This is a genomic window from Francisella sp. XLW-1, assembly GCF_008711455.1.
In the GTDB taxonomy this organism is placed as follows: Bacteria; Pseudomonadota; Gammaproteobacteria; order Francisellales; family Francisellaceae; genus Francisella; species Francisella salimarina.
Window position 1 is genome coordinate 242,980 of sequence record NZ_VXKP01000004.1, and the last position, 18,782, is coordinate 261,761.

The following is an 18,782-nucleotide window of genomic DNA, read 5'->3' on the forward strand; positions in this document are numbered from 1 at the left end:
CCTGTTTATTTTAAAAAATTATAAATTATGCTTTTGCTTATGACTCTGATCACAATAATCAACTAAGCTCATACCAATATCTTTAATATTACCAACTCCTACAAGCATATATGAGCCCGCGGGTTGTGTGGCATTAATCTTTTCCAAAATCTCTAAAGGCTGCATATCTTCACACACAGTAACTTGAGCAGGCTTAATACCTAAAGATTTAGAGTATTTTTTATAAAAGGAAACAAATACATCTGTACCAGTACCTATAAGAGTAACCAGGTCTGGTTTTTCCCAATTTAGTATAGCTTCTGCAATTTGCTTAGATCTATCTTCTCTATCAGCTCTACAGTTTACAACTAAAACTTTTTTATCACACTCTTTATATTTTTCATAAAGTTTATCCCAAAGCATCTTAGTTGAGACAGGATCATTCGCAGCAAAAGCATTAGCAAAATTCATTTCAGAATCTTTAATATTAAAATTATACTCCGTCATAGCACCAGGATCTGGAGTAGCCTCCCACATACCTTTAAGTGCGACATCTCTAGGAATCCCTAGATCATCAGTTATTTTTAAAGCTAGAGCAACATTAATTTTAAATTCAGAATAAACAAACTTATTGATTTCTTCTTCTGAAATTAACTCAGCATCATCTGCTGTAGCTACAACAAGCTCTGTACCTCTATCTTTACAAGCATACTCAAAAAAATCAATATGCACGTCTTCTGCTGTAAAGTACTTAGACTTTACAGGAACTGTTCCAGCTAAAGCTTTTGCTACATCTCTTTCAGTTGGACCCATAACATCTAAATGATCTGGGCGAGCATTAGTCAAAACACCATGAGTTGCTTTAATCAATTTCAATTCACACAACGATTGAAGTAATGGTTGAAGAGCCATACATTCAATTATTATAGCATCTGCTTTCGCACGTCTTGCTTTAAACATAATTTTAACCTGTTCAGCAATATTACTGAAACCAATCCTAAAAACTGGCGTCTCAGATCCATCAACATCTATATATCTAGCCAATGTACCGGTAGTTTTTGCTACAGTTCTATATCCTCCAGCCCTAACTCCAGCAGCAATTAACCTTGCAACACTTGATTTACCTCTGGTGCCATTTACATGAATTCTAACTGGAATGCTTTTGATACTAGCATTATGTACAATATTCTCTATTATCAGGTACAAACATAAAATTATGAATACTATTATAATTAACCAAAAATCCAAAGCATCTACTCCGTATATAACAAAATTCAAAAATAATTATAACACTATGATTAATAAATATACAGAACGAGAAAACTAAATTTATTTTTCACTAAACTTCCAGATGTCTTGTTTCAGGCATGAGATATACTACAGGTATCATGCATATTGAAGCCACAATCAAAAGCCATGCCGGAGCTAATAAACTTCCTGTAGACACAACTAGCGACGTTGCAATAAATGGGATTGTACCTCCAAAAAATGAATTACCAATATTGTAACTTAGACCATTACCACTATAACGATACTTCGTACTAAATAACTCTGGCGCCGCTGCACCATAAGCTCCCCATACAGCCATTAACGGTACACTCAGAACAATCATTGAAAGTACAAGTGCTGCAGTTCCTGTACCCATAATCATGAAACTAGGATAAGAAAAAAATAAATAAACTATAATAGAAAATTTGACCAATGGCTTCCTGCCTAAACGATCACTCAAGTATCCCCACAAAGGTGCTGAAAAAGAGAATATCAAACTAAATATGGTTACCACAGCTAAAGAGAAGAACTCAGAATAATTTAATTCAACAAAGTAATTACTCAAATAAGATAGAACCAAGTAATACATAATGTTCGCATACGCAGACAAAGCAATTGCAAAAAAGAGAGGTTTCTTTTGAATACTAAACATTTCCCTAACAGGCTTTACTGAAATATCACCTTGAGCCTCTAACTCTTCAAAAGAATTACTTTCGGGTATAAGCAATCTCATTACTAAAGCAAGTAATGCTAGAACAAGCCCAATAACATACCCCACTCTCCATCCCCACAGTTCAAGAACCTCATGACTAAATACCCCAAATAAAATCATTGCGACTAATGATGCTAAAAACACTCCCGTACCTGAAGACATCGTAGCAAAACTTGCAATAAACCCTCTTCGATCTGGTTTCGTAGACTCAATCATAAAAACCATAACACCACCATAAGATCCTCCAATAGAAAACCCTTGTAGTAGCCTCATCACAACCAAAATAATTGGAGCCAATACTCCAATACTTTGATATGTAGGAAGTATAGCGATTACAAATATTGGTAATATCATCATAACCACAGAAATAATTAAGGCTTTTTTGCGACCAAAACGGTCACCAAAACTCCCCATAACCATACTGCCAATAGGACCCATAAAGAAGCCCGCAGCAAAAACACCAAAAGTCATCAATATAGCAGTATATTTGCTAAAATCTGGAAAAAACACGCTTGCAATGATAGGTGTTAAGTAAGCAAAAAGCATAAAATCATACCATTCAACAATCGTACTTGCTGAAGCAAAAAAAACGTGTCTTTTTGAAAAACGATTCATTTATTATAAAAAAGTTTATATATTTGAGAATTATACTTTATATTTAAATATATGACTTTTCAATCACAAAATAGATATGATAAAAACTTTGTGAATATTTAAAAATAAATAGATATTTTTGTGGTGCGGACGGGGAGACTCGAACTCCCACGGTTGCCCGCTGGAACCTAAATCCAGTGCGTCTACCAATTTCGCCACGTCCGCAATATTCTGGGGTGATTGATGGGACTTGAACCCACGACAACCGGAATCACAATCCGGGGCTCTACCAACTGAGCTACAACCACCATTACAAATTGCTAATTTACATTGTAATGGCACGTCTGGCAGGATTCGAACCTGCTACCCTCGGCTTAGAAGGCCGATGCTCTATCCAGATGAGCTACAGACGCATCAAAAAATGGTCGGAGCAGAGGGATTTGAACCCCCGACCCTCTGGTCCCAAACCAGATGCGCTACCAAGCTGCGCTATGCTCCGACAATCTTAACTTAATGGTGGCCTGAGGCGGAATCGAACCACCGACACGAGGATTTTCAATCCTCTGCTCTACCGACTGAGCTATCAGGCCAATGACGAGTATTATACATACACCTACATGTTTAAGTCAACACTTTTATAAGTATTTTATTACATTTTTTCTTCATAAAAAGTTTTTAGATCATTTCCATCTGCATAAGCATATAAGGTCTGTGCTACAGATGTCGATCCTGAACAAATATTTCCTTTTTTATCAATAGCTATAAGACCAACATAATCTCCATAAACATCACTCTCAGCAATAGATTTATCTATTGCTTGCGATAATGACATCCCATCTTTGACTCTTGTCGCTATTTTTGCAGCTACTGCTTGATTGATAATATGCTCGCCAATACCAGTACATGATATACCCATACATTCGTTCGCAAAATTACCTGCAACAGTTGGACTGTCGCCTACTCTACCAGGATATTCAAAGCCTGCTCCTCCAGTTGAAGTAACTGCACAGATTTTGCCTTTAGAATCTAAAGCTACAACTCCTATTGTACCTGTGTAACCTTTTTTAAGTTCTAAATATTCTTGATATCTTTTTTTAGTCATTGGATCATATTCTGCTAAACCCATGACATCATGCGCAAATGTAGTAGCTTGATTCCCACCCAAAACACTATGATGTTGTTGCATTAATCTATTTGCAACATCTATAGGATTCTTTATATTTTGAATATTTATTACACCCGCAAACTTTTGTTTTTCGCTATCGATTATAGATGCAGACATTCTAATTTGTCCGTCTTGCTGAACTCTTGAACCTGTACCAGCATTAAATATCTCATCGTCTTCGAGAAGTTTAGCTGCAAACACTGCAGCCTCGTTTGCATCGTCGATATCTCTTAGGTAATTATATGCTTTTTGAACAATTGGTAATAAACGTTGGTGATAGTCGCCAAATGATGTGTTTTTATCTTCTCTAGCTCCACACCCACCATGAATTATAATTTTTTGCATAATAGCTCCAGTTTCAAATTATCACTCCATATTAAATAACGATTATATCTAAGATACTTAAAATGTCACACAACAAATATAAATGAAACTGGCTAAAAGATTAGAAGATAAATAAATTAGGTATAAATAAAGTATTAGAACTCTACAAGACAAGTATTAAGATCAAACTTTTGACCTTCTAAAAGCATATGCATACGAATATCAACTAAACTAATAGGAGCATTGTTGCGAGCATTATGTAGTGATGAATGCTTAAGGTGAGAGAAGTCTATAATAGTTACCATACCAGAACCAACAACCTCAATCACATTTTCAGAATTTAGTAATGCTGATGTATCTTCATCAATACCAACACCAACCATGTAAGGATTGTATGATAATGCAGCTAGAAGCCTCCCTAATCTATCTCTTTGAGAAAAATGCTGATCTACTAATAATTTATTAGTTAAACCTAATCCAGGAGCAAGGTTAACCATATTGCACCTAGGCATAAGACCTGCCTGACCACCTGCAATCATAAAGCCAGATATAAAGGCCGCACCAGCAGAAGTACCTGCAACATTTACACCTTTTGCATTTAATCTACGAATAAGCTGTGCTATTGGGGTACCACCAAGAGTAGTAGAAAGTAAAAGTTGATTCCCGCCTGTCATAAAGATACCTGTGCTTTGAGCAAGCTGATCTTGATAATCTTTATTAGTAGTCGCATCTAAGCGAGTTTCAATCTTTAGATTATAAACATCTTTGACTCCCATTTTAGAGAAAATATCAACATATATATCTCCTGTATCTGGCAGTTTTGATGCTGTAGGAATAACAGCTATCTTTGCGTCGCTTCCACCTGAAAGCTCAACAAATTTCTCTAGTACCGTTGGGCTTGCAAACTTATCTTCTCCACCACCAATTGGCATAATATACCCACGGTGATCTTTTTTTACTGGCTTAGACGGCATCTTGGAATTCTCCTTTTATAAAATTTATAAAAACTATGCATAATAATATTTTGTTAAAATAATACTAATTTATTAAACATTTTTCTATAAAAAAGGTTTATTTTTAGCATATAAATTGATACGCAGTTAATATTATTTACCCTTATTGTAATTGATGGTATGCTATGCGGTAAATATTACTATTAATTTTCAAGTATCTGTGAAATGAAAAAGATCAAAGCTCTAACAATCGGTGGCGCAACTCTTGACACCATTATAGAATATGAAGAAATGTTCACTATGAATATGCAAAAAAAGGATACAACTCAATCTTTTATGCTTCTCGAAGAAGGAGCTAAAATTGAAGTTACTGAGCAAAAATCTTTTTCAGGTGGTGGAGCAACTAATGCGGCAGTCTCTTTTAAGAAACAAAATATAGACGTTAGTTTCTTTGGAAAGATTGGCAAAGATATTGCAGGTGAACAAATAACTAACGAACTTAAAGAACACGGTATTGACATTTCTAACATTCGTTATTCAAACAGTTATGGTACAGCAACATCTTACGTTGTACCCACTCTAAGTGGAGATAGAACAATTTTTGCCTATAGGGGTGCTAACAAAGATATTTTGCAAGATGACCTACCATCCAAAGCAATTATAGAGAGCGACTTTATCTATATCACGTCGCTGAGCAAATCATCTGCTGCTAGACTACCAGAGATAGTCAAATTAGCAGCGGATAACAACACAAAAGTAGCCATAAACCCAGGTTCTAGTCAGCTAAGCGTTGGTGAAAGTTTTATCAAAGATTCAATGTTTGGTATAGATATTCTCGTTTTAAATTTCCAAGAAGCTCAAAAACTGATGTTGTCACTTTTGTCATCTGATGACAAAGATATTATAGAATCAAAAGATAGGCTGGAAACTCCTCTTGACAGTAATAAGAGTGACTTTTTGAACTCTACCTTTAGACTTAAAGATTTCTTTAGAATCTGTTTAGATTTAGGTGTAAGAATAATTGTAGTTACAGATGGTGCTAATGGTGTATATGCTGCTTCTAAAGACAAAATATACCATAGTGAATCTTTGAGAATTAATAACGTTGTTAACACTCTTGGTGCAGGTGACTCATTTAGCTCAACATTCTGTGCAAATATTTATAAAGATAAGCCTATAGAAGAGGCTATCAAATATGCTCTAATTAATTCTAGCCATGTAATACAGCACTCTGATGCAAAATCAGGTTTACAAACATCCGAAAATCTTGAAAAGATAAAATCAAAAATGAACAATGGTTTAGATAAAAAAATTACAATTACCTCTTGGTAATTTAATTTTAGGACTATTCACCTCGTCTCTCCCTCTATTTCACTCCATCATTCTCTTGTAGATGGGAATCTCATAAATCATAAGTACTAGCCTAAAGATACTCGCCTGCACGGGTATGACTATACATTTTGTAATTCTCTCGTATGAACAAATCTCTAAACATACGCCCTATCTAGGAGATCCTGAATCAAATTCAGGATGACAGTATCATTTGTTGTTATCTCCTAGCTAAATAATCACCCCCAAAAAATGACTCCACATCTGCGACATAATAATCTATTTCTTGATTATCATAAAAATTAGCCTCTGACTTATGATCATCTGCATGAACTAATACAGTTTGCATACCTAAATGTTTGGCAGGTATTAAATTGTGTGATGAATCTTCAAAGAATATTGCATTGGTAAAATCAATATCAAACTTGTCTCTACCTATCTCAAAATATTTAGTCTTTGGCTTGCAAACTAAGCCCGTATCTTCTATGGTTAAGATACCATCAAAACTCTCACCTAAACCTAACTGTTTTAAAACTCTATAAGTATGAAAGTTAGAAGCATTAGTAAAAATATAAGTACGATTATTTTTTCTTAAATCATTAATATGTTTATTTAATTTCTCATTTGGCTTGAAATGACTAATCTCAATATCATCAATATAATCAAGAAATTCTTTAGGTTCGATATTGTGATAACGCATCATGCCAAGCATAGTTGAACCAAACTCATAATATAGTTCATCACGAATTGCATTAGCTTTGTCGGTATCTGAAATATTTAGTTTTAGTTTGATATAATCACTCATTCTTGCCATTTGGCAATCAAACAAACCATTATTATATGGATATAGTGTATTATCCAAGTCAAATATGTAGGTTTTCATTTCATTCCTTAAAATTTTCTATAATAAATTAAGCTTTTTAAGTTCATCTTGGACAATACTCGCTGTCTTATCCCAATTAAAATCTTTTGCCCTATTTAGTGATTTACTTACTTTCTCAGCATACATTTTTTTATTATCTACAATCTGTTGCATCTGCTTAATCAACTCATCTGCACAATAAGGATCAAAATATAAGCCAGCATCTAATGCTATTTCCTGTAAGACTTCTATTTTAGAGGCTAAAACAGGAGTTCCACAAGCCATAGACTCTACTAATGGTAGCCCAAACCCTTCTTCAAAAGAAGGTAGTATAGTTGCTGTTGCTAATTGATAATATTTTGCCAAAACTTCATCAGTAGTGTCTAACCCTACTGTTTGTATCTTTGAAAGACAAATATTATATTTATGAGCATAGCATCGTAGTTTATGATCGACCTCTCCTGAGAATACTAAGTTATACTCATCATAATATTTAAAGTTTTTAAATGCTTTAAATATTATCTCAACATTCTTATGAGGACGTCTATTACCAATATATAAAAAATATTTTTGTTTAACTATAGTCGGGTTGTAATCAAAAGCCAATGATATTCCATTATAAGCAACTGTAATTTTATTACTGTTGATACCCGACCATGCTAGTATTTGATTTTTTGAAAAGTTTGAAACTGTCATAATTTTGACATTTTCTCTCTTAATAATCGGCTTTAGTATTTTTTCAAAATAGAGTTTTTTTATAAAGCTGCTCTCATATTTAGATGTAACCGGTATAAGATCATGTATTGTTATAAGTAGTGGTTTATCTGTTTTCAAAAATATTGATAACGGAACATTCGCAGCAAAAGTATAATATCCCTTAACTTCTTTTTTTCTAATCAAAAAACTTAAATAAAATAAATCTTTTAGTGAAAATGGTTTTATATGCTTGGAAGTAGCGATAAAGTTCTGGGGTAAATATTTGATTATTTCACAAGCATATCTACCTATTCCATGTTTACCTTGCCAGCGCATGTCTATTAATAATTTTGGCATAGCTATTCTTTAGTAATTCTTTTTGCGTTTAAGGTTTTTCTTAGCTTTTTCATAAAAAGATATATTCTCGCCATGAAATTAGGAAAGTAAAAAAAAATTTTATAATGTAACTTTACCTTAACTTCATTTTTCTTAGCTTTTTTATAATAAGACCTATACAAGAGTAATAATTTTTCTTTCATCACATTTTTGTTCTTATAACTATATGCATAGTGACCCACTAATGGTTTTAGTATACTCATGTAGATTAAGCTTGATAAATTAGGGTATTTTTTTAGTAGCTCTACAGTTTGTCTTCCATAAGCATATTTAAAACTATTATACTGGTGAATATTAAACTTCTCAGAAATACTCCCAGAAAGACCACTGTTTCTTTGAAAATAAAAGTACCCGACCTTATTACTGACTATAGCGATATCAATCCTTTGTAAAATTCTATAAAAAGCTTCAATATCTTCAAAAACAATTCCCTCCTTATACCTAATATCTCTAAATATTTCTTTATCCGCAAGCCAACCACAAGAAAAGCCTGGAATTATTCCTTTTGAATACGCTATTATAATCTGTTCTCTAGAGTATATCCTTAAAGTCTCTTTATCATAACCATTATATCTGCACACTGAATTTACACATTTCACATATGCTAAAAAAGAGATCTCCGCATCGCTTTCCATCAGATTTAAGTAAAGACTCTCGATATAATTCTTAGAAACCCAATCATCACTATCTATAAAAGAAATATACTGTCCATTACACACATCTAATCCCGTATTTCTAGCACTAGATAAACCTCCATTCTCTTTATCTATCAATATTACGCGATCATCTCTATTTGCATATTGTTGACATATTTCTAACGAATTATCACTAGACCCATCATTTACGATAATAATTTCTAAATTCTTATATGTCTGATTAATAATAGAATCTAAGCATCGATACAGATATTTTTCAGTGTTATATACTGGGACAATTATAGAGATCAAAGACAACATCTAGTACCTTTTTTTAAAATACGCTTTAAATACATTATAGACTTTAGTACTTCCAAACATATTATAGCTAAAAACTCTAAAAGCTTTATAAAAATAAAAGATATTTGCACAAAAAATATTTTTACCATTTTTTATAGCAACATTTTTACTTTCTCTTAATGTTTTCATTTTAGCTATACTACTTATCCCCTCTACAGAGAAATAGCTGAAAGCTTTATCTATAAAAGCACCACTATTAGTTTGTATAAGGAGCTTATTCAAAAAGTCTAAATCTGCAGCAATTTTAAAACTGGTGTCAAATTTAATATTTCTCACAAAATGGCTCTTAATAAATAAGCTCATATGAGACATTGGCATATATTGATACACTTTTTCTGCAATTTCACTTTCTGCTGTAACAAGCTCTTTCTTATCATTTTTGAAAAAATAAGTATTTGAGTATATATAATCATTATTATTGCTTTTCAAAGACTTGTTATACTCTTCAAAAATATTATTAGCATAATAATCATCTGAATTTAAAAAGCCTATATAATTACCCGTTGCTAGTGCTATACCTTTATTCATAGCATCATAGATACCATTATCAGGTTCTGAGATTAATACATCGATTATATCTTTATAATTTGAAATAATCTCTAAAGTCTTATCTGTTGAACCACCATCAATAATAATATACTCAATATTTTTATAAATTTGATCTTCGATACTTTTTAGAGTTCTTTGTATAGTTTTTTCTGAGTTGTAGCAGACCGTTATTACTGTGAATTTCATCTCTTCTCTATTCATTGGGTTTCTCAGATATTATCTGCTCATATAATCTAATATACTTCCTAGCAACTACTTCACTATCAAATTCTTTTAAGACTTTTTCACGAGCATTTTTACAAAGATCATTATAGTTTTCGTTGTTCAAAACCCACTCTATTCCACTTGCTAAATCTTGACTATCAAATGGTTTTGCTAAATAGCCATTTTTTTTGTGATCTATAATATCTATCAATCCGGTAGTTGCAAAACACACTACAGGAGTAGCACAAGATATAGACTCACAAGCAACTTGCCCAAATGCTTCTTGTATACTTGGAACAAGAGTCACATCCGCGGCATTATATAGAGTAGCCAAACTAACATCATCATTTAATACACCTACATAATGTGTCTTAAAATCAAACTGTGGTGGATTTTTAGGCTTACTACTGCCAAAAACGATCAGCTCAACATTTTTAATATTTAATCTACTAACTGCTTCTAATAAATAAATAAACCCTTTATTCATATCACTTGTGGCTCTCATTGCTCCAAAAAGTATTAACTTTTTGTTACTAGGTAAATTCCATAACTGCCTTGAAAATTTTTTATCAAACTGACTATAAACTTCAGTATTTATAGGGTTTGGAAGATTTATATGGTTTTTGTCTTTTAGCAATGGACTATCACTCGCAGTTTTACTTAGCCATTTACTAAGTCCAACAATAATCATTTTTTTTTGTTGGTATGCTTTTTGCTTTCTTTTAAACACCTTATTACTCAAGTCTTTAGTATTTTTACTAGAAAGTATTGGACAACTACCACAACTATTTTTATATTTCTGACAGTTCCACATTACATGGCATCCACCTGTAAAAGCCCAATTATCATGAAGTGACCATACTATTGGAGCTTTTATTTTAGACATATCTTCTATCTTTAACATCGCCTCATTAATCCAATGTAAATGGACAATATCAGGGGCAATGTGATTAATTTTCTTCACAAGACTTTTAGAAATTATATTAGCTGGACTAAAAAGGGATTTTTTCTTATTTTTATACTTTAATTTTACAAATATTTGTTCGACTCTAGGTTTTAAAAAGGCAGCTATTTTTTCAAATTTAGATTCTGGAGCTAGTACTATATAATCATCACTTTTTTTATCCATAACCAACATTTGACTATCAATACCTGCATTCAATAAAGACTGATGTAGTCTATAAGCAGCCCTTCCAGCACCTCCATAAATATCAGTATAATTTACTATTAGGATTTTCATTTAAAACCATATACAATTAGCTTACTAATTTTTACAAAAGATTCTATCACAGAAGTAGAAATATGCTCCTAACCAATTTTTTTTATAAAAAAAACACTTTAATAGTGATAACTTACTATATCCTATATTTCTATATGAAATAGCAAAAAATCTTTTAAAAATCTCTTTTCTAATAAATTTTATCTCAAAATCACTACCATAACTATAGAATTCAAACATTAACTTGTCAAAGTAATTGTCTAATTTATTCAAATTTATTATTTTACTATTTTCTATGTGTGCCAAATCTAAACTAAAGTGTATATTTTTTTCATATTCACTTCTTATAAAATTAGGATTAACTTCTTTAAGAAAACTATCTACTATCTTATTTAAAATCTCTTTTCTTTTATCTAAATTGTTTTTTGTATTTGCATTTTGGGTTATGCTCTCTCTGTGAACCCTATAATTTAATAAAACTTTTGGGATATTACTAAACTTAGTATGTTCAGCCAAATCCACCCAAAGCTTATAATCTTCAGCATCTTTATAATTTTCTCTGTATCTTAAATTATTTTGAATAAGAATACTTTTTCTGATAAACACTGATGGGTGTGCTACAGGCACTGAAAAAAGCAGCAAACTTTTTAATTTTTTATCATCTTTCTCAAGCTTCCAAACATATGTCTTAATATTTTTCCCAAACTTCTTTATCCATGATCCACATACTCCAATTTGTGGATTTGCATCCATAAACTCAACTTGATTAATAAACCTATCTGGTAAACTTATATCATCAGCATCCATCCTAGCAATATACTTTCCTCGAGATAATGCAATTCCCTCATTTAAAGAGTAAACAATGCCCTTATTTTCTCTACTGACAACAATGATTCTTGAGTCTATCTTTTTATATTCTTCTATTACTTCAAGACTTCTATCAGATGATCCATCATTTATAATAATAAACTCAAAATCTATAAATGTCTGGTTTAATATACTTTCAATCGCATCACTAATATATTTCTCAGCATTATAGACAGGCATTACTACAGATATAATAGGAGCATTTTCAACACTCATATTTTTAACCATCCATCGCACACAATATCTTGACTTTGCTCTTGCAATACAGTGGCTGCAAACCAGTTTTTTGGAGCTATCACGATCTTATTATCATCTTGATTAATCCAAGCACCCCACCAGCTAAAACTACTATTTGCTATAATGTTATTATTACAAAGACTCATAAGATAAATATCTTCATGAGGTACTCTGCCATGATTATCCACAAAAAAGATTTTATCATTATTAAAGAATTTCTTGCACCATACTATATCATCAGAAAAAATAAAAAAATTTGTGCATGGGTTATATGAGTTCACTATATCTATCGCTTTCATATAATAGTCTATAGAACAAACACCATGTACATTTATATTTTTATCACTAGTATAGTCTCCTCTACGGATATGCACTGAGCAACTCTTGTTTTTAGATATTTTTTCCTCCATAAGTCTTGTGTATTTTGATAATGGCTCCTGTATTATAAACTCTTTCAGAAGAATATTTCTTATATCTATAAAATATCTTTCACTTTGAAAGTATCCTTCTACATATTGCTTATTATTAAGATTTAAATATTTTGTGTCAAAATCTAAACTTTCTTCCTTTATAAAATAAAACTTTTTTATAATTTTATTCCTAATTTTTTGGAAGTAACTCTTTTTATCATAAATGGTATGAATAGATATACCATACCTATTAAGTTGATAACCTCCATGAAGTTTATATTTAGAAAACTCAGATATATCTATTTTTACATCATATCCCCTAGATTCCAAAGCTCTAGCATATGCATATTGAAACATCTGATTTCCTAAACCTCCAACAATTTTAACTATTATCATCTAAGTCCTTAACTATCTCACTTACAATTGTATTAGCAAAGACCTCAGCTCGAAACTCATCAACTTTATCACTATTCAAAAAGTCTTCAATTGCATCTAAGAAGCCAAAATATGTATTTTTATCCATTTTACTCATATAGTTATATACTTCTTCAAAAGAATTATATTTCCTTTTATCTATAAAACAATTTTCTGGTATGTAATCTGTTATATTTTTTGCTCCCCAATAAATCGGGATACATCCAGCAAAAAAACAATCAAAAATTTTTTCTGTTATGTATCCACTTTGATCTTTTATATTTTCATAACATATTGCAAATTTATAGTTTTGCATAGTTTCAAACTTAGATTTAACCAAACCTTTATAGGATTTAAAATAATTTTTTTTTCTTAAAAATTTTATTCGATTTAGTTTTCTACCTATATAGCCATGCCCAAATCTATATTGATCCCACTCCGTCCCATACAAATCAAAATCATCTAAATGATTTTTTTCAAACCATTTTATAAACTGAACTCTTTTAGTATAAAGTTCATCTGGATGATTTGCAGATTTATTCCCAGCAATTACACAACACAGTTTTCTATTATCGAATTGCTTAGGTATGGATTTAGGTATATCAAAAGCATAATTTACTTTAAAATATTTCTTATTATCTATTAAATCATCATTCCAAGTGAATATTTTTTTAAAGAGTTTATGACTTGACGTATCAATTAATGTACTATCTACATGGGGACTTTCAATGAGTAACAAATAAAGATTTCTATATCTGAACATTTTAGATGCTTCAATGGCTAATCCATTAAACAAAATAATAGTAGTATCGTTATCGTTAGGTTGATAATTATACTTAGTAAAAAAAGTGAAGCTATTTTGTTCAAACTCCTTCTTTAGCTTATAATAGAAAAAGTTACAATTGTCTCGACTATATCCAAAATAATCAGAGCAAGAATCATCGGTACAATTACTATAAAAAACAATATTATTCAACTTTAATTAAATCCCTTAACTTATAAAAACATGAACGCAAATATGTAGCTCTTTTAAATCTTCTAAAAGAAATTATTTTATAATTTATATTTACATTTTTTTCTGAGAAACCTTGCCACGTGTAATTAACACGATTATATTTGTGTAATTGCCAACTATTTGGAGTCGTATCGTTATACACAAAAACTATTTTTTCTTTATTGTATAATAATTCTCTTAGTCTATTAACTCTTTTTTTGTACTTATCAAATACTTGAGTGTAGTCATTTATGCCACGAGCTGAAAAATCATGTACGAAAAGCTGATGATATCTTTTACAATATACAGGTGTTACCATATCTTCACAGAGCTCATTATCCTTAAAAAGAAATCTTTTCGTTGGCTCTAGAAACGATAAATTAGAAAACTCTAAAAAACCTTCAAAGTCATTATTTATTAATTCTATTGAACTTGATATCGGAGAGACAATCCAATCAAAAGGAAAAGCTTCTCTTCTAAGATTTATACTCCTTAGATAATAAGCTACGTCACAATCTATACCTATAGGTACATAAATCTTTTTTGACCTGAACAAAAACATTAAAACATCCTTTCATAAGAAAAAGCATCCATCATTTTATAGTGCACTTTTTCTATGGTTTTTATTTGTTTTTGGCTAAGGTACTTTTTCCAGTCTTCCTTCTCTCCACTTCTTAAAAAACTAGCATTTTGGCGGTCATTTTTTTGCATAAATTCCTCTTTTTTAATTTTGAAGCTTTGTCTTTCTATTACACTTTCCAACTTATTTTTTGAGTAATTAATACCAAGCTCTTGAAGAATTCTTTCCATCACTACTTGAGTGTTTTCTAATAAATCCTCATATCTAACAATACAAATATCTTTTTGATTACTCCAAAACTCTACATGATTACTCCAGTTACCAACTTTCATAGCACCAGATCTATTTTTAAAATCATTAATTCTTGCTAAAACTGTTTTGTTCCAAGCCTTGTTAACATTAGCTATCTCAAAGTTAAATAAAAGTCTCATTAAAAATGATTTATTAATGTTTCTTTCTTGAAGACTTCTAAAATTATGAAAGAAAGCTGAAACAAATACAGCTCGAGGATCTCTTAATATATATATTTTTTTGCTTTCTAAAACTTTACATAAATCATTTGCCACATGTATTTTATGAATTATAAAATCTCCAGTCTTACCTGAGCTGTTCTCACTACTATTTATAAAATCATTATCAGACTCAACATATATATTGGAGTTAGTAATATCAGCCATAAGTCTTGATAACCAAGTATTTCCAGACTTTGGGAATCCAATAACATAAATTTCTTCCTTTAAATACATATTTTAGCTTTCCTATATTTATTTAATCTATTTTTAAACCAGAGAGACATCGACATACATAGTTTCGAATATCTGATTGCTCTTTTGTTGAATTGATAATAGCTCTTTCATTAGAATCATTTAGAATAATGAACCTCTTTTTGCTTAAAGCAACCAAAGCAACTTACAATCTATCCATATTGGTATACTCTGTAAACATTAAGCATAATTTTATATAACCCTAAGAAAATCTCAAACATATTCCCTTGACATAATAACTATATCATCTCAATATATACTTACCAGATATGTTCTTCAATATATAATAAAAAATATTATATTGGATTACCACAAAATAGGTAAGTTTGAACATTATGATTTTACTTAAAAAAACACTTAGGTTATTTTCATATATTTCAAAAAAAATCCTGAATTTTCTATTATGTGCTAAATAATTTATAGCAATGCTCTACCTATTCTGGGCTTTATATTTGTTAGATAAGCTTATATTTCCCTCATTAACACTATAAATCTTATCATATCCATCTATAGTAGAAAGTCTATGTGCTATTGTTATTATAGTTATATCTTTTAACTCTTTTATCACATTTGTTATTTCTTTTTCGGTGTCATTATCAAGTGCTGATGTTGCTTCATCCATAACTAATATTTGTGGATTTTGATATAATGCTCTAGCTATACCAAGTCGTTGGCGTTGACCACCTGATAGCCTAATACCATTCTCGCCAACAAAAGTATCCAAACCTTTATTCAAATTACTAACAAAATCATCAAGCTGTGCCATTTCTAGACATTTCCAAATTTTAGTTTCATCTAGACTTGTATTTGACTCACCAAAAGCAATATTTTCTTTGATAGATGTATCATAGAGTATAATTTGTTGTGGAATATATGCAAATAGTCTTTGTATTACCTTAGTACTATTAATTTGCTTATCATCTATATAGATACTACCACTTTGTACTGTATAGAAACCCATTAACAAATCAACTAAGGTACTTTTACCAGAGCCTGAAGGTCCTATAAGAGCTGTTTTTTTACCTTTTCCTATTGTCACAGAAATATTTTTCAAAGCTGGAGTACCATCAGGATAACTATAGCTAATATTTTCTAGATGAATATTCTTTTCAAACTTTACATCTGAAACAAAACTATCTTCTATGCTATTTGTATAGTTTTGATATTTTTCTAACTCTTCATATATTACCCTCAGAGCTGGAGCAGAATATTTGATACTGGTAAGCGCTTGCATAATCCTATTAAGTGCCGGTAGCAACTGTGTTGCAGCAACCCCAAATACAGATAATAATATAAAAATTGAATTTGTCGACTCACCAAAGGCTATAAGAGTTAATAAAGTAATTAATACAAATGTAATAGCTATAGCTTCTATAAAAAACCTTGGAAGAATTTGAAATATTTGATTAAATTGTAATGACTTATTGAGCATGGTTGCTTTTTCACTAAACTCATTCATGAATACTTTTTCTTTGTTATAAAGTTTTATTTCCTTGATCCCTAATAAGCCATTCATAGTTGTTTTAGTCATGCTCTTTAATGCTTCTGCTCTTTGCTTACCATATTTAGTTAAAATTCCTTTTATTTTTAACATAAAGATAAATAATGAAACTCCCAAAATGAGCAAAGTAAAAAAACTAAATAAGAAGTTTATATATAACAATAAAGCAACTATAAATATACACGAAAATAAATCAGTAGCTAATATTCCTAGAGAATTAATTATTCCTCCAGATAATTGATTAGTTTCCGAGTTTATATTACGTATAAGAGTTGGTGTGCTTCTAGTTAAATGAGATTCATAATCCATCGATATATATAGCTTAAATAGCTTTTTCTGAATACTTAGGACTATAGAATTTAGAAATTTGGTTTGAAACCAAAATAGTAGAATACCGATTATATTTTTTATCCAAAAAGCTAAAATTAATAAAGCTATACTTATTAGTATTATTTGAAAATGACTAAAGCCACTCAGAAAATGTATATTATCAAACTGATTTGGATTGACCAAAATACTCACAAAAGGAATAACAGCTCCAACACCTAGTATCGAAGATATTGAGCCTAAAAATAATAGAACAAGGTATAAAAAAAATCTTTTTTTCTGAGTAGAATCTAAAATACCAAAAAAATATTTAAAAAATTGTTTCACTTTACACCACTCTCTATCACTTCATCATAAACCGACTTATAACTGATTACCATCTTATCCAAACTAAAAACATCATCAAATCTAGCTTTAGCATTAGCTCCATACTTTTTAGCCTTTTGTTCATCTTGCCAAAGTTCTTTGAGCTTTTTAGCTAAATCTTGACTATCATCTGACTTGGCTACTAATCCTGTTTGTTTATCCACATTCACAAAAGTTGTACCTGTACCAATCTCGCAAGTTATCATTGGTTTAGCAAATATACTTGCCTCTAACAAAACTAACCCAAAGGCTTCTGTCCTTATATTTGAGGGTAACACCAGAGCACAACTTAGCTTTAGTAATGATAGCTTATCCTTATCATCTAATGCACCGACAAATTTTACATTCTGCAGATTATTTTGCTTAACTTTTTGCTCAAGTAACTCCCTTTGATCACCATCACCAACTATAACAAGTGGATAATCTTGTCCTTGCATAGCATCAATCAAGACATCTAAGCCCTTGTAATACCTCAACCCACCAATATAGATGAAGAATTTCTTAAAACTAATATTATTTTTCCAATATAAATAGTTTTCCTCATCAATATTATAATCTGATTTATCCAAACTCATTGGAATAACTCTTTTACAAGCTTTAACTTGTTTGAGTATTTGACTACTCTCAAGATAATTAGGAGATGTTGGTAAAATATATTTTGCACCATTGAGAAACTTTCTCATTAAAGGTTTATACAATATCATCAACTTTTTTTGCTTGATAATATCTGAGTGATAAGTGAGTATATATGATTTATTTACTCTACAAATAGTCTGCAACAAGTCAGCATAAGGATATGGAAAGTGATAATGAATAATATCAACTTGTTTAGCTAACTCTTTGAATTTCTTAATTGCCGAGAATGAAAAAGTTGTTGAGGCTATATTCAAATTTGTTTTAGCAAAATGCAAAGTATAAAAATCTTTGTGTATAGTTTGATTCTCTTTACCCATAGCCAGAATATGTATATCTAAATCATACTTTTTAACCATAGCAACTGATAGCTCATGTATAAACTTTTCTATACCACCATAAGTCTCTGGATAAAATGATTTAAATACATGTAGGATTTTCAT

General features: G+C 30.8%; 17 protein-coding genes and 5 tRNA genes. 1 reads left to right on the top strand and 21 read right to left on the bottom strand.

The annotated features are described in order from the left end of the window. Positions 1-18: 18 nt before the first annotated feature. The 9 genes from pgsB to F3D59_RS07710 all read right to left on the bottom strand — a co-directional run bounded on the left by pgsB (position 19) and on the right by F3D59_RS07710 (position 5,017). Complete coding sequence (gene pgsB / locus F3D59_RS07670) at positions 19-1,227, bottom strand: poly-gamma-glutamate synthase PgsB (RefSeq protein ID WP_150464494.1); 1,209 nt, start codon at positions 1,225-1,227, stop codon at positions 19-21. Between the two features lie 91 nt (positions 1,228-1,318). Continuing rightward, positions 1,319-2,575 carry an MFS transporter gene (locus F3D59_RS07675; protein WP_150464406.1) on the bottom strand — a complete coding sequence of 419 codons (1,257 nt, stop codon included), beginning with the start codon at positions 2,573-2,575 and terminating at the stop codon, positions 1,319-1,321. 121 nt (positions 2,576-2,696) lie between these two features. Continuing rightward, positions 2,697-2,779: transfer RNA gene (locus F3D59_RS07680), tRNA-Leu, on the bottom strand. A 7-nt stretch (positions 2,780-2,786) separates the two neighbouring features. After that, a tRNA-His gene (locus F3D59_RS07685) sits at positions 2,787-2,862 on the bottom strand. Positions 2,863-2,890: 28 nt separating this feature from the next. Further along, positions 2,891-2,967 (bottom strand) — tRNA-Arg (locus tag F3D59_RS07690). 9 nt (positions 2,968-2,976) lie between these two features. Beyond that, a tRNA-Pro gene (locus tag F3D59_RS07695) sits at positions 2,977-3,053 on the bottom strand. A gap of 15 nt (positions 3,054-3,068) precedes the next feature. After that, positions 3,069-3,144: transfer RNA gene (locus F3D59_RS07700), tRNA-Phe, on the bottom strand. Between the two features lie 59 nt (positions 3,145-3,203). Beyond that, the gene (locus F3D59_RS07705) at positions 3,204-4,064 is read right to left on the bottom strand and encodes an isoaspartyl peptidase/L-asparaginase (RefSeq protein WP_150464407.1); all 861 of its coding nucleotides are present in this window, start codon (positions 4,062-4,064) and stop codon (positions 3,204-3,206) included. Between the two features lie 134 nt (positions 4,065-4,198). Continuing rightward, positions 4,199-5,017 carry a cyanophycinase gene (locus F3D59_RS07710; RefSeq protein WP_146421981.1) on the bottom strand — a complete coding sequence of 273 codons (819 nt, stop codon included), beginning with the start codon at positions 5,015-5,017 and terminating at the stop codon, positions 4,199-4,201. Positions 5,018-5,221: 204 nt separating this feature from the next. Between F3D59_RS07710 and F3D59_RS07715 the strand changes: the two genes are divergently transcribed. Then, a complete protein-coding gene (locus tag F3D59_RS07715; RefSeq protein WP_150464408.1) occupies positions 5,222-6,328 on the top strand; it encodes a carbohydrate kinase family protein in 1,107 nt (368 codons plus the stop codon). A 217-nt stretch (positions 6,329-6,545) separates the two neighbouring features. Here F3D59_RS07715 and F3D59_RS07720 read toward each other — a convergent pair whose 3' ends face one another. The 12 genes from F3D59_RS07720 to F3D59_RS07775 form a co-directional block, all read right to left on the bottom strand. After that, complete coding sequence (locus F3D59_RS07720; protein ID WP_150464410.1) at positions 6,546-7,208, bottom strand: pyrimidine 5'-nucleotidase; 663 nt, start codon at positions 7,206-7,208, stop codon at positions 6,546-6,548. Between the two features lie 18 nt (positions 7,209-7,226). After that, the gene (locus tag F3D59_RS07725) at positions 7,227-8,240 is read right to left on the bottom strand and encodes a glycosyltransferase family 4 protein (RefSeq protein WP_150464411.1); all 1,014 of its coding nucleotides are present in this window, start codon (positions 8,238-8,240) and stop codon (positions 7,227-7,229) included. A gap of 2 nt (positions 8,241-8,242) precedes the next feature. Next, the gene (locus tag F3D59_RS07730) at positions 8,243-9,235 is read right to left on the bottom strand and encodes a glycosyltransferase family 2 protein (RefSeq protein WP_150464413.1); all 993 of its coding nucleotides are present in this window, start codon (positions 9,233-9,235) and stop codon (positions 8,243-8,245) included. Beyond that, positions 9,236-10,024 (bottom strand): glycosyltransferase family 2 protein, encoded by a 789-nt coding sequence (locus tag F3D59_RS07735; RefSeq protein WP_224721174.1) that lies wholly within the window; start codon positions 10,022-10,024, stop codon positions 9,236-9,238. Next, a complete protein-coding gene (locus F3D59_RS07740) occupies positions 10,017-11,267 on the bottom strand; it encodes a glycosyltransferase family 4 protein (RefSeq protein ID WP_150464415.1) in 1,251 nt (416 codons plus the stop codon). Before F3D59_RS07740 ends, F3D59_RS07735 begins: the two co-directional genes overlap by 8 nt. 24 nt (positions 11,268-11,291) lie before the next feature. Next, positions 11,292-12,329: a glycosyltransferase family 2 protein gene (locus F3D59_RS07745; protein WP_150464416.1), complete on the bottom strand. Its 1,038-nt coding sequence runs from the start codon at positions 12,327-12,329 to the stop codon at positions 11,292-11,294. Further along, the gene (locus F3D59_RS07750; protein ID WP_150464417.1) at positions 12,326-13,156 is read right to left on the bottom strand and encodes an alpha-1,2-fucosyltransferase; all 831 of its coding nucleotides are present in this window, start codon (positions 13,154-13,156) and stop codon (positions 12,326-12,328) included. Before F3D59_RS07750 ends, F3D59_RS07745 begins: the two co-directional genes overlap by 4 nt. Continuing rightward, the gene (locus tag F3D59_RS07755) at positions 13,143-14,150 is read right to left on the bottom strand and encodes a glycosyltransferase family 10 domain-containing protein (RefSeq protein ID WP_150464418.1); all 1,008 of its coding nucleotides are present in this window, start codon (positions 14,148-14,150) and stop codon (positions 13,143-13,145) included. Before F3D59_RS07755 ends, F3D59_RS07750 begins: the two co-directional genes overlap by 14 nt. Next, a complete protein-coding gene (locus F3D59_RS07760; RefSeq protein WP_150464419.1) occupies positions 14,143-14,730 on the bottom strand; it encodes a DUF1796 family putative cysteine peptidase in 588 nt (195 codons plus the stop codon). Before F3D59_RS07760 ends, F3D59_RS07755 begins: the two co-directional genes overlap by 8 nt. Next, positions 14,730-15,494 (bottom strand): sulfotransferase domain-containing protein, encoded by a 765-nt coding sequence (locus F3D59_RS07765; RefSeq protein ID WP_150464420.1) that lies wholly within the window; start codon positions 15,492-15,494, stop codon positions 14,730-14,732. The genes F3D59_RS07760 and F3D59_RS07765 overlap by 1 nt, the downstream gene beginning before the upstream one ends. Positions 15,495-15,942: 448 nt before the next feature. Further along, on the bottom strand, positions 15,943-17,667 hold the full coding sequence (locus F3D59_RS07770) for an ABC transporter ATP-binding protein (protein ID WP_150464421.1): 1,725 nt from the start codon (positions 17,665-17,667) through the stop codon (positions 15,943-15,945). Further along, positions 17,664-18,782, bottom strand: coding sequence for a glycosyltransferase family 4 protein (locus F3D59_RS07775; RefSeq protein WP_150464422.1), 1,119 nt, complete (start codon positions 18,780-18,782; stop codon positions 17,664-17,666). The genes F3D59_RS07770 and F3D59_RS07775 overlap by 4 nt, the downstream gene beginning before the upstream one ends.